This is a genomic window from Streptomyces davaonensis JCM 4913, from assembly GCF_000349325.1.
In the GTDB taxonomy this organism is placed as follows: Bacteria; Actinomycetota; Actinomycetes; order Streptomycetales; family Streptomycetaceae; genus Streptomyces; species Streptomyces davaonensis.
This window is the reverse complement of record NC_020504.1, coordinates 558,684-571,447: the sequence shown is the minus strand read 5'-3', so window position 1 is coordinate 571,447 and position 12,764 is coordinate 558,684. Positions and strand designations below refer to the sequence as shown.

Here is a 12,764-nt window from a genome sequence, read left to right as displayed (position 1 = left end):
GGCAGACGGGCGTGGAACGCACGGGACCGCGGACGTTCCACGCCCATGCATCAGACCGTCTGCTGCGCGGGTGCGAGCGACAGTGACTCCCAGCGGTCCAACTCCGCCAGCCGTGACCGGAGCGAGGCGCGGATGTGCTCGACCGCGTCGGCGCCGACAGCCAGGCGCAGTGGGGGATTCGGCAGGGCCGTGACCGTCATGATCGCGTCGGCCACCGTGTTGGGGTCGCCGAAAGCCTCGGGCGGCAGCTGGGAGAAGTCATGGAGGAACTTGCCCACGGTGGACGCGTAGGCGTCGCTCGGGAGGATCACCTTGAGGTTGGCGGCGAACTCGGTGGCGAAGGTGCCGGGTTCGAGGATGGTGACCTTGACGCCGGTGGGCGCCAGTTCGTGGGACAGGGCCTCGCTGATGAGTTCCACGGCGCCCTTGGACGCGGCGTACAGGCCGGAGGACGGCCACGCGAACTGGCCGATCAACGAGGAGGTCTGCACCACGCGACCCTGGGAGGCGCGCAGCGCGGGGAGCGCGGCGCGCAGGACGGTGAGGTTGGCGAGCACATTGGTGTCGAAGACGGCGCGTGCCTCGTCGGCACCGATCTGCTCGACGGACCCGAACAGGCCGTATCCCGCGTTGTTGATCAGCACGTCCAGACCGCCCGCCGCCCGTACGACATCTGCGAGGACGGCCTCCGCGTCCGGGGCCGTCAGGTCCAGTTCCACCGTGGTGAGCTGCCCCGTCGGGGCCTGCCGTACCAGCTCGACGAGCCGGTCCCGGCGCCGGCCGACGGCGATGATATGGGCGTCGGTGGCGAGAGCGCGTTCGGTGACGAGGCGGCCGAAGCCGGAGGTCGCACCGGTGATGAGCCAGGTGGAGGGCATGGCGAATACTCCTGGGCTGAGCCGTGCGGACGATGCACGGACGGTTTCGCCGAGACAGCCGGGTGGCGTCTCGTCTCGACCTCAGCCAACCTCCCGCAGACCCCGTTGCGGGCCGCGGAGCAGGCCATGTCGATCCTGGGACGCGCAGGGCCACCCAGGACCTTTGAGCGTCCGGCGATGAGCGCGACCATGGGGACATGGAGCGGAACGAAGGGCTCAGCGACTTCCTGCGCGCCAGGCGCGCGGCGGTCGACCCCGAACGGCTCGGCATCCACGACGCGTCCACGCGCCGGGTGCCCGGACTGCGCCGGGAGGAGCTGGCGGCACTGGCGGGCGTCAGCGTGGACTACTACACGCGGCTGGAGCAGGGCCGGCCGATCACCCCGTCGGAGTCGGTGCTCGACGCGCTGGCGAACGCCTTGGAGCTGGATGACGCGGAGCGCGTCTACCTGCACGCGGTCGCACGCCGACCGGCGGCCTCCACCCGCCGTCGCACCTGAAGGGCTGTGCAGAAGGTACGCCCCGGAATCCACGCCCTGATCGCCCGCCTCGGCGACACACCGGCATTCGTGCTGGGCCGCCGCACCGACATCCTGACGGCCAACCGCATGGCCCGGCTCCTGCTCGCCGACTTCGACGCGATGCCCACGAGGGAGCGGAACACCGTACGGTGGATCATGCTCGACGAGGCCGCCCGGTCGCTCTTCGCGGACAGCTGGGAACACGTCGCGTCCGTGTTCGTCGGGACGCTGCGCATGGATGCCGCCCGGCACCCCGACGACACGCGCACGGCTGAGCTCGTGGGCGAGTTGTCCACATCGTGAGCACCACGTTCACCGATCCGCACGAACGTACGACGGCGATCAGCGCCTGGGCGGCCTGCTCGGGGCTGGGACTCGCCGCCGGACCGCTCATCGCCGGCGTACTGCTGGAGCACTTCACCTGGCACTCCGTCTACCTTTGATCTTGCGCAGTGCTCCCCCGGTCACGGGGGAGGTGAGGTGCATCTCGATACTGCTCTGACCTGGGCTTTGGGCACGGATCTGCGCTGTTGGCCTCAGCCAGGTCACACGGGGCGCTGCTGGTTCTCGATGTAGTGGCGTACGACGGTCAGCGGTGCCCCGCCGCAGCTTCCGGCGAAGTACGAGCCGGACCAGAAATGTCCGCCCCACAGGTACCGGCGGACGTGCGCGTCGTACTCCTTGCGCAGGTAGCGGGAGGAGACGCCCTTGAGGGAGTTGACCAGCCTGGAGAGCTGGACCTTCGGCGGATAGTGCACCAGGAGGTGCACGTGGTCCTCTTCGCCGTTGAACTGCTTCAGCTCGGCCTCGAAGTCCTGGCAGACATCCCGCATGATCTCCTCGCACCTGGTCAGCATGGCGTCCGTCATGGCCTTGCGTCGGTACTTGGTGACAAACACCAAGTGGACATGCAGGTTGTAGACGACGTGACGACCAGTGCGTACATCGGGATTCGGATTCCACCGTGGTGACATAAGCCAATGGTATCGTGATCGAGTGACCACGGAACGTGCAGGAGAGAAGCGAAAGTTCGGGCATCGTGCCCGACTCACGCTGACCCCTGCGCAGATCCGGCTCATGGACGAGCAGGCGCACGCGGCCCGCACCCTGTGGAACCTGCTGCACGACTGGTGGACGATGCAGCCCAAGGACAAGCGTTCCCTGGCCACAGCGGACACGGCGATCCGCCAGGCCCGAGGTGAGATCGACTGGCTCGCCGTCCTCCCCGCCCAGGCCGCGCAAGCGGTACTGAAGACGTACTTCCAGGCATGGAAGAACTGCTGGGACGGCCGCGCCGACGCGCCGAACTTCAAGGCCCGCATCCGCACGGTGATGTCCGTGGACATCCCGCAGGGCCGGGACCTGAACATCACCCGCGTGCACCGCCGCTGGGGAATGGCCAACATCCCCAAGATCGGACGGGTCCGGTTCCGCTGGACCAAGGACCTCCCCGTGGGCAAGCATGCCGACAAGGAAGACCGGATCACCGGGGCGCGACTGGCCAAGGACGCACTCGGCTGGCACATCGCCTTCCGCGTCCAGACCCTCGAAGCCAGGCCCGAGCCTCACCAAGGAACCGAGGTCGGCATTGATGCCGGGGTGAGCCTGCCCCTCGCCCTCTCCGACGGAGACCACCAGGACCACGGACGCCCGCCCCGCCTCCCCGACGGGAGGGCCGACCGGGACAAGTGGCTGAACCCGCAGGAGAAGGCCAAACTGCTTGGCCTGGAACAACGCGCCGCCCAGCGCAAGCAGCACCGGGGGCGCGGGGAGAATACCTCCCGCCGCCTGCGGCACACCTACGACCAGATCAAGCAGCTCCGCGCAACAGCCACGCGCCGCGCCGTTGACTGGCAGCACAAGACCACCACCAACATTGCCAGGCGGTACGGCACCGTCGTGGTCGAACAGCTCAACATCAAGAACATGGTCAAGTCCGCCAGGGGCACCATCGAGGAACCCGGCAGGAACGTCGCGCAGAAGTCCGGCCTGAACCGCTCCATCAGCCAGGAGGCATGGGGCCGCACCGTGACGATGCTGACGTACAAGACCGCCCGCCACGGCGGCACCCTGCACAAGGTCCCCGCCCCCGGCACCTCCCTGCGCTGCTCGGCCTGTGGTTCCACCACACCGGGCAGCCGGGAGGACCAGGCCCCGTTCGTGTGCAAAAACCCCGACTGCGGATGGTCCGGCAACGCTGACTGGAACGCGGCCCGGAACATCCTGCACCTGTACCGGATGGGCCACGCGCTCATCCCGGCTGCCGGGAGGGCAGTCGTCAGGCGTCCCCGTGGCGTCAAGCCCGCCACCGCAAGGTAGGCAGGAATCTCCCTCGTTTACGACTCCGTTGGGAAAGTCGTGATTCGGGCGGGGCCGTGTCGTTCGTCTTGTTGATGGCTATGGTCGTTGGCGGGATGGGGGCGGGATGTCGTTGGAGTCGCGGTCGGATGACGGGGTGCCTGAGCTGACGGCTCGGGTGGTGCGGGCCTCGTTCCCGAAGGGGACCTTGGCCATCCGGATTCGTGAGGCGCTCGGTGTGCTGTTCACGGATGAAGATTTCGCCGCCGCCTTCCCCGACCGAGGCCGGCCCGCGATCTCGCCGGGAGCTCTGGCTCTGGTGTCGGTGCTGCAGTATGCCGAGGGTCTGTCCGACCGGCAGGCCGCTGACCAGGTGCGGGCCAGAATGGACTGGAAGTTTTTGCTGGGGCTGGAGCTGGATGATCCGGGGTTCGACTTCACCGTCCTGGGGGATTTCCGCTCCCGTCTGATCATGCACGGGCTGGAAGAGCGGGTCCTGGAGGCGATGCTGGCCCGGCTCTCACAGGCCGCGCTGCTGAGGGCCGGCGGTCGGCAGCGGACCGACTCCACTCATGTGCTGGCCGCGGTGCGCACGCTGAACCGGATGGAGTTCGTCGGCGAGACGCTTCGGGCGGCGCTGGAGGCGCTGGCCGCGGCAGCCCCGGACTGGCTGGCGCCGTTGATCAGCTCCGCGTGGGTGGAGCGATATGGGAACAAGGTCGACAACTACCGTTTCCCGAAGGGGGAGAACGTCCGCCGGGAATGGGCCGAGCGGGTCGGCCGGGACGGGTTCGCTCTCCTGGACGCCATTGATGGGCCGACCGCTCTGGCCTGGCTGGGTGAGGTCCCCGCAGTCCGTGTCCTGCGCCGGGCCTGGGCAGAGCAGTATCACCGGGACGGGCAGGGGGTGCGCTGGCGGGAGGGCAAGGACCTCCCGCCGGCCAGAGACAGGCTGTCCTCGCCGTATGACACCGACGCCCACTACGGCATCAAGCGCGGGGCGGGCTGGTGCGGATACAAGGTCCACCTGAGCGAGACCTGCGAGCCAACCACACCGCACCTGATCACGAACGTGGAGACCACCAACGCCACCGTCAACGACACCGAGGTCACCACAACAATCCACCAGCGCCTGGCCGGACGCGGGCTTGGGCCGCGCGAGCATGTGGTGGACGCCGGATACGTCACCGCCGCCCACATCCTGGCCGCACGTGAGGACCACGGCATCGACCTGGTCGGACCCGTCGGCGCAGATACCCACCACAACGAACGTGACCCGCAGGCACCACACCTGACCCAGGCCGCCTTCACCACGGACTGGGACGCTCGGAAGGTCACCTGCCCCCAGGGAGCCTCCAGCGTCAGCTGGTCCCAGCAGCGCAAGGCCAGCGGGACCCCGCTCGTCCGGGTGCACTTCGCGCTCGCCGACTGCGATCCTTGCCCGCTGAGACCGAGGTGCACCAAGGCAGCCAACGGCAAATGGGGCCGCAGCCTGACCCTGCTGCCCCGCGAGCAGCAGCAGATCCTCGAAGAACGACGCGCTGAGCAGCAGACCGAGGCATGGAAAGAACGCTACGACGTGCGAGCCGGGGTGGAGGGCACCATTTCCCAGGCCGTCCGCCGCACCCACCTGCGACGCACCCCCTACCGAGGCCAGAGCAAAACCCACCTCGCGAACATCCTCTCCGCCACCGCCCTCAACCTCACCCGCGTCGACGCCTGGCTGAACGACACCCCACTCGGCACCACCCGCGTCCCCCACCTCGCACGACTCACCCTCGCGGCATAACCGACCCCAGGAGCCCGCTTCGTCGATTTCCCAACGGAGTCGTTTACGAGGGAGAGCACTTCAACTCACCAACCTCCTCATCGGCGGCGCCCTCGCGGCCGCACTGGCGCCCGTGTTCGTGCACGAGAGCAAGCACCCCTCACGCAGGCTGGACCCCGCGGGCGTACTGCTGGGCACGGTGGCCCTCGCCTCGGCGACCTACGCGATCATCCAGGGCGGCGCGAGCGGCTACACCGACGCTCCGATCGTCACGGCGTACGTGGTCTTCGCCCTCTCGGCAGGCCTCTTCGTGTGGGTGGAACTGCGCCACGAGGACCCGATGCTCGACCTGCGCCTCTTCCGCAGCGCCTCGTTCAGCGCGGTCATGGGCGTGGCCGCGGCGGCCATGTTCGGATTCGTCGGCGTGGCACTGCTGAGCGTGCTCTACATGCAACGCGTCCGCCAGAACAGCACCCTTGAGGTCGGCATACGGATGCTGGCCCTGTTCGTCACCTTCGTCGCCGTCAGCGCGCTCGCGCCGCGTCTGGTGCGCCGCTTCGGATTCGCCGCGGTCCTCACCGCGGGCCTCTTGGTCATGGGCGCCGGTGCGCTCGCCCTCCTCTCGGTGGGCCCGTTCGACGGATACGGCGCCATGTGGCCCGGCCTGCTCCTGGCCGGTATCGGCGGCGGACTGCTGGTCGCCCCCTCGTCCGCGGCAGCGGTCAGCAGCGTTCCCCCGCTCCAGGCCGGCATGGCCGCCTCGGCCATCAACATGGCCCGCCAGCTCGGTAACGTCCTGGGCCCCAGTGTGCTGGGCACCATCGTCACCACCCGCTTCCCCGACAACCTGCGCGACCGCCTCGTCGACGCCGGGACCACGGGCTCGGACGCCGAGCGGATCGTGGCCGGGGCGTCGCAGGGAGGCGGCGGAACCGGGCTGCCCCCGTCCCTCGCCCGGACGGTCGCGGAGGCAGTGCCGCAAGCGTTCACGGACGCGGTCCACCGGGGTCTGCTGGTGGGCGGCATCGCCCTGGTGATCGTCGCCGTTCCCACCACGCTCTTCGTCCGCCACCGGCTGCCGAGCGCGCCTTCCGTTCTCGCCGCAGACAGCGGGGATTGAGCGATCCGAGGCGCCTACTCGGGCTTACTTGGGCTGCTCACGACGATCGAGCACCTCGTAGTGCACTGACTGCTTGTCAAAGTCCGAGAGCACTGCCTGCGCGGCCGCCGGTACATGCGCCGTCTCGTAGTCCTCGCCCATGAACGCCCGCACGGAGTCGAGCGTGTCGAACCACATCAGGGTCATGAACTCGACGTCGCTCTCCCGCTCACGCCGGACCAGGTCGATCGACACAAAGCCCGGGATGTGCCGCGCCTCGATCCCGGGAATGACCTGCCCCCGGACGATGCGCTCGTAGGCATCGGCGTTCTCGTTCGTGGTCCAGCCCCGCCACACACGACAGATCATGCTCCGAGCGTATGCGTGCGCCGGCGGCCGGACAAGGCGTGCCCACCACGATCCGGAGCCGTCGCCGTCTGTGATGATCGCTCCGGATGCGCAGGAGGATTTGGAGGAGGGCGCGATGGGTGACAGCGGCGGCGACGAGTTCAGGCCCGGCGATGTGCTGAGGCTGGAATGTCCCTTCACCGAGACGACGGTGACCTCGGTCTGCGGCTCCTACGTCGCCGTACGCTGGCCGTGGAACGAGGTGGATCCGCAGGCGCAGGGCTTTGGTTGGAACGGGGACCACGCGCTGCCCACACCCGACTCGTACGAGTGGGACCGCTCCTACTTCCGCACCAGGCCGGCGGAGATCACCCTGAAACCGGGCGACACCTGCCAGGTGGGAATGGAGCCAACCATCGTGCACGTCACGTCCGTCCACCACTTCGACCCACCCATGGTCACTGGCCTGCTGCCGCGCCCCGCTTGCTACCTCGAAGCTCTCAAGCAGGGCGAGTCCCACGATCCCGACCTCGAGGACCAGGGGTACGCGCTCGATCCGGTGGGCGGCGAACCCATCAGTATCGAGTTGCTCTTCCGCCCCTATGCCTTCCTTCACGTTGGGGACGAGATCGGTGACCAGGACGGCAGGGCTTGGCGGTTCGACGGGGCCTGGGTCTGGCACGCCTTCGACGGGGATCGGCCCAGCACCCCCGCCTGGCCGCTGACTCTCCTCTTCCGCAACGGCGAGCCGCCCTCACCCGAGGACACCGCGGCCGTCGCGCAGGCCACGGAGACCGGCAACCACGAAGAGGAACTGCGACGTTGGACGGCTCTCACCCTCGCCAGGCCGTCCCGCGTCAACTGACTGCACACCCCGGTCACGCAACTCCCGTGTGCGGATGGGCCGCATGGAAAGATGCCGTGTGTGACCGGATTGTCTTCGTCGCCCGTTGCCGGGGACAGGCCTCGCGAAAACGGCCTGGGTTCCCGTACGGCTGTCGCGCTCGTGTTCGCCGCCTCCGCCGCGGTCCTCGTGGTCGAGATCGTCTCCTTACGACTGCTGGCTCCCTACCTCGGTCTCACCCTGGAGACCAGCACCATGGTGATCGGCATCGCCCTCACCGCGATCGCCGCCGGTTCCTGGATGGGCGGGCGCATCGCCGACCAGGTCAGTCCACGCCGGCTTCTCGGCCCCTCGCTGGGGCTGTCCGGAGCGGTCGTGGCCCTGACCCCCGTCGTACTGCGCAGCACGGCGGAGTGGGCGCCGGCGCTGCTCTTCCTCATCGCGGCGCTGACCATCCTCGTACCGGGCGCGCTGCTGTCCGCGGTGACGCCGATCGTGACCAAGTTGCGTCTGACCAGCCTCGCCGAGACCGGAACGGTGGTCGGCCGGCTGTCCGGAGTCAGCACCCTCGGCGCCATCGTCGGCACCGTCCTCACCGGCTTCGTGCTGGTGGCGCGGTTCCCGGTCAGCAGCATCCTGATCGGTCTCGGGGTCCTGCTGGTGGCCGGCTCGGCGCTGGTCGAGTGGCGAACCCGCGGCTGGATCGGCATCCCGGCCCTGACCCTCGTGATCGTCGCAGGCGGCCTCGCCACCACGGTCGCCCCCGGTGGCTGCGACACCGAGACCAGATACCACTGCGCAAGAGTTGTCACGGACCCCGACCGGGAGAGCGGCCGCACCCTCCTCCTGGACGGCGTGCGGCACTCCTACGTCGACATCGACGACCCGACCTTCCTGAAGTTCGCCTACGTGCGCGCCATCGCATCGGTCGTAGACGCGGCGTTTCCCGACGGCGAGCCGCTTGCCGCCTACCACTTGGGCGGCGGCGGGCTCACGTTCCCCCGCTACCTCGCGGCCACGCGGCCCGGGACAACCAGCCTGGTCTCCGAGATCGACAGCGGCGTCGTACGCATCAACCGCGACCGACTCGGGCTGACAGCACAAGCCGACATCGACGTACGCACCGAGGACGGCAGGCTCGGCCTGCGACGACTGGACACCGACAGCCGCGACCTCGTCGTCGGCGACGCCTTCGGGGGCGTCAGCGTGCCGTGGCACCTCACCACGAGGGAAGCGATGACGGACATACGGCGGGTGCTCAACGAGGACGGCCTGTACGTCGCCAACCTCATCGATCACGGTGAACTGGCCTTCGCCCGCGCCGAAGTAGCCACCCTCAGCGAGACTTTCGAGCACGTCGCCCTCCTCGGCGAACCCACCGACATCGGCCTCGCCCCGACCGCCACCCCCAAGGGCGGCAACCTGGTCGTGCTCGCCTCCAACCGCCCCGTCGACCTCTCCGCGACCCAGGACTCGCTGGACACCCGCAAGACCGGCTGGAAGATCGCCACCGGCGACGACCTCACCTCCTGGCTCGGCGACACCCAACTCCTCACTGACGACTACGCACCCGTCGACCAGCTCCTCCAGCCCTACAGCCCACAGAGCGGCCAGTGACAGGCGAGCCGAACGCTCGGGCGGCCACACTGGGTCCATGGAATACGTCGGCCGGGTGCCCGGCCCGCCGCTGGACCGGTTCATCGACGACATCTACTGCCTGACCGGGGTGCCGCGCCATCGCCGGATGAACATCCCGCCGATGCCGTCGGCGCACCTGTTCGTCAACCTGGGCGGACCCGTCCGCCTGTGGGATTCCGACCCTGCGGTGCCGTCGGCGGTGCTCACCGACGGGTGGTTCATGGGCGTCTGGACCAGGCGCTTTCTCGTCGAGCACCCCACATGGGTGCGGCTGGTCGGGGTCCACTTCAAGCCCTGGGGGATGTCAGCTTTCATCGGCATGCCGGCCAGTGAGCTGCGGGACCGGTGGGTGCCGGTCGACGCCGTCTGGCAACGGTCCGTGGACCGGATCCAGAACCAGGTCGGCGACATCGCCTCGCCCGCCGAGACACTGTGCGTGCTGGAGCAGGAGCTGCGATCGCGGCTTGCCGAGGAGCCGCCGCGCGGTCTCGATCTGGTCCGGCACACCGGCCGGCGGTTGGAGACCTCCCACGGCGCGCTCCCGGTCGGTGCGCTGGCCGGTGCCGTCGGGGTGAGTGGCAATCACCTGGCCACGCAGTTCAAGTCGCATGTCGGGGTCACCCCGAAACGGGTGGCGCGGATCTACCGCTTCTCGCGGCTGATCCTGTCCGTGGACGCCTCGCGTCCGGTCGACTGGTCGGAACTCGCTCAGGCGGCGGGCTACTTCGACCATGCCCATTTCAGCAGGGAGTTCAAGGACTTCACCGGCCACACCCCGACGGAGTACCTGACCCTGCGGCGCCGCTTCCCCGCCGAGCAGGGGTTCCCGCCGGACGCCGGTCCGATGCCCGCCGATTGATTTCTTACATGCCGGTTGCCCTCGGAGGCGTCAGGATCGGAGGGAGATAGCGGCAGGGCGAGCCGAGGAGAGCCCGTGGGCACAGTGATCATGCACAACGTGGTGTCGGTGGACGGCTTCATCGCCGACAAGAACGACGACGTCGGGTCGCTCCACGAGTGGTACTTCAGCGGGGACACGTCCATCACCGAAGGCGGCGATCAGCAGTACGACCATTCCGGAGCCGGAAGCGGCTTCAAGGTCTCACGTGCGTCGGCGGGGTACGTCCGGCAGATGTGGGAGTCGATCGGCACGATCGTGATGGGCCGCCACTTCTTCGACCTGATGAACGGCTGGGAAGGCCACCCACCCGCGGGTGACCACGTGGTCGTGGTGTCCCACCGACCCAAGCCCGAGGGCTGGCACCCCGAGGCGTCGTACCACTTCGTCGACAGCGTGGCGGCCGCGATCGACAAGGCCCAGGAGCTCGCCGGTGAGCGGACCGTCGCCGTGTGCGCCGGTGACGTGGGCGGCCAGATCCTCGCGGCGGGCCTGGTGGACGAGGTGGCCATGGACGTGGTGCCGGTGGTGTTCGGGTCGGGCAAGCGCTACTTCGGCAGCATCGACGGGCAGCATCTGCTGGAGGATCCCCATGTGGTCATCCAGGGCGACCGGGTGCTGCACCTGCGTTTTCGAGTCCGGCGATGACTCTGACGTCCGCTTCGGACATGCCCAGCGCCTTGGCGATCTCCTGGGCGAGAAGCGGATCCGGGTTGAGCCTTCCGCTGCGAAGCATGTGGATGGTGGACATCGATCGTGCCGTTTCCCTGGCCATCACCTTGACCGGAATCCCGCGCAGGTCCATCAACCCGGTGAGCACCCTTGCGAACGGATGCGGCTCCAGCCGCCCGGCGGGGGCGACGGCTGGCCCCAGGACCACGTCGCCGATCTTGGCCTGAAATCGGATCAGTTGGTCACCGGCGAACCCGATCTTCGCGACGAACGGCAGGCTCTCACCACCGCCGGATCCGACCGTGCCCGGCACTGACACCTCGGTGAACCTCGAAGGGTGACCGTGGTGATCGCTCTCGATCTCCAGAGGACGAGCCGGCTCGACGTGGCTGACCTTCCAGTCGCGGTTCCACCAGGGAAGGTCCTTCAGCACCTCGTTGAAGAAAGGGGGCAGAACAGTGAGATCCACCGGGTCCGTAGGGTTCTCCTGACCTCCCCAGATGATCTCAGGCCAGTACTTCAGTGCGGCGACCACGTCCACCGTCAGCGTGCGGTTGGCAATCTCCATGCCACACCCTCTCACCGGTCGAGCCTCGCACTGAGTGCGCCCGGAAAATCAGTGGAACGGTGCTGGCCTGCGCCCGTACCGTGCTGCCTCACCAAGTTGTCCAGTCAAGGACGGGCCGTTGTACACCCTGTGAGACCTCCCGAGAGCTGATCTGTCGCGCGTCGCGCATGTGCGCCGCGCCTCTTCTTGCTGCGGACTTCTCACTGAAACCGGTGTACTTCTGTGCTCAATACCTGGGTGGTCGCGCCCACCTGCCTGCCACTCGTCCTGCGCCGCTGCCACGCGTGCGCGTCCGACCGCTTCCGGGCGAGCGGAAAATTCCGCGTCAACGCCAACCACAAGCTCATCGACGCCTGGCTCCTCGTGCTCTGCACCGGGTGCGGGGAAACGGCGAAGCTCACGGTTCTGGAGCGGGCGAACGTGCGCTCGGTGCGACCTGAGTTGCTGGACCGGCTGCACGACAACGACCTCGGCCTGACTGCTGAACTGCTTCAGGATCCGGTCGTGCAGCGCCGTAATCGCATAGCCCTCGACTGGGCAGGTGCCTGGCGCCTCGACACCGGCGGATCGGATCACCTGGACCGTGAGGTGATCGACGTCTCGGTCCGCTTCGCCGCACGGATCCCGGTCCGGCCGGTGCGGCTGATCGCTGACGGCTGCGGTCTGTCCCGGGCCGAGGTCGAGCGGCTGATCGTGGAGGGCAGCCTCGTCTCGGCAGTCCGACTGAGCGGCAAGCTCTCGGGCGACTTCACCTTCACGCTCAAGCGCTGAGCCCCGCATGACCGCAGGGACGCAGCGCTTCACCTACTTGGCTGCGTCCCTGCTCAGGGCGGTGCACACGAGTTCCACTTCATTCGGCATCACGGCAATGAGGACAGCACCCGCGGAGGAGGTGCACTCCACGATCCTGGACCCACCGTTGACCTTCATCATTGCTTCCCGCAGCGAAGGCGAACGCAGGCTGACCTGCCGCAGCCCCTCCGGAAGCGATAGCGCCGCCCCGGCCCTGGTGCCGGGCTCCCAGACCATCGTGGAGGGGCCGATCAGCATCTTCCCCCGGAGCCAGCGGCCTTCCAGCGCGGGATGCCTGAGCATGCAGGGAACTTTGATCGCATGTCCCTGAGCTGCGCTCTCCGCGCGCTGCTTCACTCTCCGGCGAAACAGCCACGTCACGAGCCCGCCTGCTGCGAGGCCAACCACCAGTTCGATCACCGGAGCATTCAAGCAGCGCT

General features: G+C 68.3%; 16 protein-coding genes. 11 read left to right on the top strand and 5 right to left on the bottom strand.

Features of this window, described 5'->3' with window-relative positions; translation table 11 throughout:
• Positions 1-50: 50 nt before the first annotated feature.
• On the bottom strand, positions 51-878 hold the full coding sequence (locus tag BN159_RS02570) for an SDR family NAD(P)-dependent oxidoreductase (protein WP_015655326.1): 828 nt from the start codon (positions 876-878) through the stop codon (positions 51-53).
• A 197-nt stretch (positions 879-1,075) separates the two neighbouring features.
• Between BN159_RS02570 and BN159_RS46870 the strand changes: the two genes are divergently transcribed.
• The 3 genes from BN159_RS46870 to BN159_RS43565 are packed head-to-tail and all read left to right on the top strand — an operon-like array spanning position 1,076 to position 1,842.
• The gene (locus BN159_RS46870; RefSeq protein WP_015655325.1) at positions 1,076-1,378 is read left to right on the top strand and encodes a helix-turn-helix domain-containing protein; all 303 of its coding nucleotides are present in this window, start codon (positions 1,076-1,078) and stop codon (positions 1,376-1,378) included.
• A 6-nt stretch (positions 1,379-1,384) separates the two neighbouring features.
• Positions 1,385-1,702 carry an MmyB family transcriptional regulator gene (locus BN159_RS46865; protein ID WP_015655324.1) on the top strand — a complete coding sequence of 106 codons (318 nt, stop codon included), beginning with the start codon at positions 1,385-1,387 and terminating at the stop codon, positions 1,700-1,702.
• The gene (locus BN159_RS43565; RefSeq protein WP_015655323.1) at positions 1,699-1,842 is read left to right on the top strand and encodes an MFS transporter; all 144 of its coding nucleotides are present in this window, start codon (positions 1,699-1,701) and stop codon (positions 1,840-1,842) included. Before BN159_RS46865 ends, BN159_RS43565 begins: the two co-directional genes overlap by 4 nt.
• A gap of 102 nt (positions 1,843-1,944) precedes the next feature.
• Here the strand turns inward: BN159_RS43565 and tnpA are convergent, their stop codons facing one another.
• The gene (gene tnpA / locus BN159_RS02555) at positions 1,945-2,373 is read right to left on the bottom strand and encodes an IS200/IS605 family transposase (RefSeq protein WP_015655322.1); all 429 of its coding nucleotides are present in this window, start codon (positions 2,371-2,373) and stop codon (positions 1,945-1,947) included.
• A 22-nt stretch (positions 2,374-2,395) separates the two neighbouring features.
• Here tnpA and BN159_RS02550 point away from each other — a divergent pair, with 22 nt between their 5' ends.
• The 3 genes from BN159_RS02550 (at position 2,396) to BN159_RS02540 (ending at position 6,585) form a co-directional block, all read left to right on the top strand.
• Positions 2,396-3,718 (top strand): RNA-guided endonuclease InsQ/TnpB family protein, encoded by a 1,323-nt coding sequence (locus tag BN159_RS02550; RefSeq protein WP_041818754.1) that lies wholly within the window; start codon positions 2,396-2,398, stop codon positions 3,716-3,718.
• Positions 3,719-3,824: 106 nt separating this feature from the next.
• The gene (locus BN159_RS02545; protein ID WP_015655013.1) at positions 3,825-5,486 is read left to right on the top strand and encodes an IS1182 family transposase; all 1,662 of its coding nucleotides are present in this window, start codon (positions 3,825-3,827) and stop codon (positions 5,484-5,486) included.
• A gap of 25 nt (positions 5,487-5,511) precedes the next feature.
• Positions 5,512-6,585, top strand: a complete 1,074-nt coding sequence (locus tag BN159_RS02540; RefSeq protein ID WP_078598739.1) for an MFS transporter — start codon at positions 5,512-5,514, stop codon at positions 6,583-6,585.
• A 24-nt stretch (positions 6,586-6,609) separates the two neighbouring features.
• Here the strand turns inward: BN159_RS02540 and BN159_RS02535 are convergent, their stop codons facing one another.
• Positions 6,610-6,933, bottom strand: coding sequence for a hypothetical protein (locus BN159_RS02535; RefSeq protein WP_015655319.1), 324 nt, complete (start codon positions 6,931-6,933; stop codon positions 6,610-6,612).
• Between the two features lie 115 nt (positions 6,934-7,048).
• Here BN159_RS02535 and BN159_RS02530 point away from each other — a divergent pair, with 115 nt between their 5' ends.
• From BN159_RS02530 to BN159_RS02515, 4 genes are all read left to right on the top strand, one after another.
• Positions 7,049-7,777, top strand: coding sequence for a hypothetical protein (locus BN159_RS02530; protein ID WP_015655318.1), 729 nt, complete (start codon positions 7,049-7,051; stop codon positions 7,775-7,777).
• Between the two features lie 51 nt (positions 7,778-7,828).
• Positions 7,829-9,373, top strand: a complete 1,545-nt coding sequence (locus tag BN159_RS02525) for a fused MFS/spermidine synthase (RefSeq protein WP_051113457.1) — start codon at positions 7,829-7,831, stop codon at positions 9,371-9,373.
• A 37-nt stretch (positions 9,374-9,410) separates the two neighbouring features.
• Positions 9,411-10,253: a helix-turn-helix domain-containing protein gene (locus BN159_RS02520; protein ID WP_015655316.1), complete on the top strand. Its 843-nt coding sequence runs from the start codon at positions 9,411-9,413 to the stop codon at positions 10,251-10,253.
• 75 nt (positions 10,254-10,328) lie between these two features.
• Complete coding sequence (locus tag BN159_RS02515) at positions 10,329-10,940, top strand: dihydrofolate reductase family protein (protein WP_015655315.1); 612 nt, start codon at positions 10,329-10,331, stop codon at positions 10,938-10,940.
• On the opposite strand, the gene BN159_RS02510 is transcribed toward BN159_RS02515, so the two are convergent.
• The gene (locus BN159_RS02510) at positions 10,891-11,532 is read right to left on the bottom strand and encodes a helix-turn-helix domain-containing protein (RefSeq protein WP_015655314.1); all 642 of its coding nucleotides are present in this window, start codon (positions 11,530-11,532) and stop codon (positions 10,891-10,893) included. The two genes, BN159_RS02515 and BN159_RS02510, sit on opposite strands and share 50 nt — an antisense overlap.
• 222 nt (positions 11,533-11,754) lie before the next feature.
• Between BN159_RS02510 and BN159_RS02505 the strand changes: the two genes are divergently transcribed.
• Positions 11,755-12,303, top strand: coding sequence for a DUF1062 domain-containing protein (locus BN159_RS02505; RefSeq protein WP_015655313.1), 549 nt, complete (start codon positions 11,755-11,757; stop codon positions 12,301-12,303).
• Between the two features lie 33 nt (positions 12,304-12,336).
• On the opposite strand, the gene BN159_RS02500 is transcribed toward BN159_RS02505, so the two are convergent.
• On the bottom strand, positions 12,337-12,744 hold the full coding sequence (locus tag BN159_RS02500) for a hypothetical protein (protein WP_231905565.1): 408 nt from the start codon (positions 12,742-12,744) through the stop codon (positions 12,337-12,339).
• Positions 12,745-12,764: the final 20 nt, after the last annotated feature.

What these genes read in the sequence shown, in the direction of transcription:
- BN159_RS02570 (WP_015655326.1), bottom strand. Translation starts at nt 878, where the DNA reads ATGCCCTCCACCTGGCTCATCACCGGTGCGACCTCCGGCTTCGGCCGC.
- BN159_RS46870 (WP_015655325.1), top strand. Translation starts at nt 1,076, where the DNA reads ATGGAGCGGAACGAAGGGCTCAGCGACTTCCTGCGCGCCAGGCGCGCG.
- tnpA (WP_015655322.1), bottom strand. Translation starts at nt 2,373, where the DNA reads ATGTCACCACGGTGGAATCCGAATCCCGATGTACGCACTGGTCGTCAC.
- BN159_RS02545 (WP_015655013.1), top strand. Translation starts at nt 3,825, where the DNA reads ATGTCGTTGGAGTCGCGGTCGGATGACGGGGTGCCTGAGCTGACGGCT.
- BN159_RS02535 (WP_015655319.1), bottom strand. Translation starts at nt 6,933, where the DNA reads ATGATCTGTCGTGTGTGGCGGGGCTGGACCACGAACGAGAACGCCGAT.
- BN159_RS02530 (WP_015655318.1), top strand. Translation starts at nt 7,049, where the DNA reads ATGGGTGACAGCGGCGGCGACGAGTTCAGGCCCGGCGATGTGCTGAGG.
- BN159_RS02525 (WP_051113457.1), top strand. Translation starts at nt 7,829, where the DNA reads ATGCCGTGTGTGACCGGATTGTCTTCGTCGCCCGTTGCCGGGGACAGG.
- BN159_RS02520 (WP_015655316.1), top strand. Translation starts at nt 9,411, where the DNA reads ATGGAATACGTCGGCCGGGTGCCCGGCCCGCCGCTGGACCGGTTCATC.
- BN159_RS02510 (WP_015655314.1), bottom strand. Translation starts at nt 11,532, where the DNA reads ATGGAGATTGCCAACCGCACGCTGACGGTGGACGTGGTCGCCGCACTG.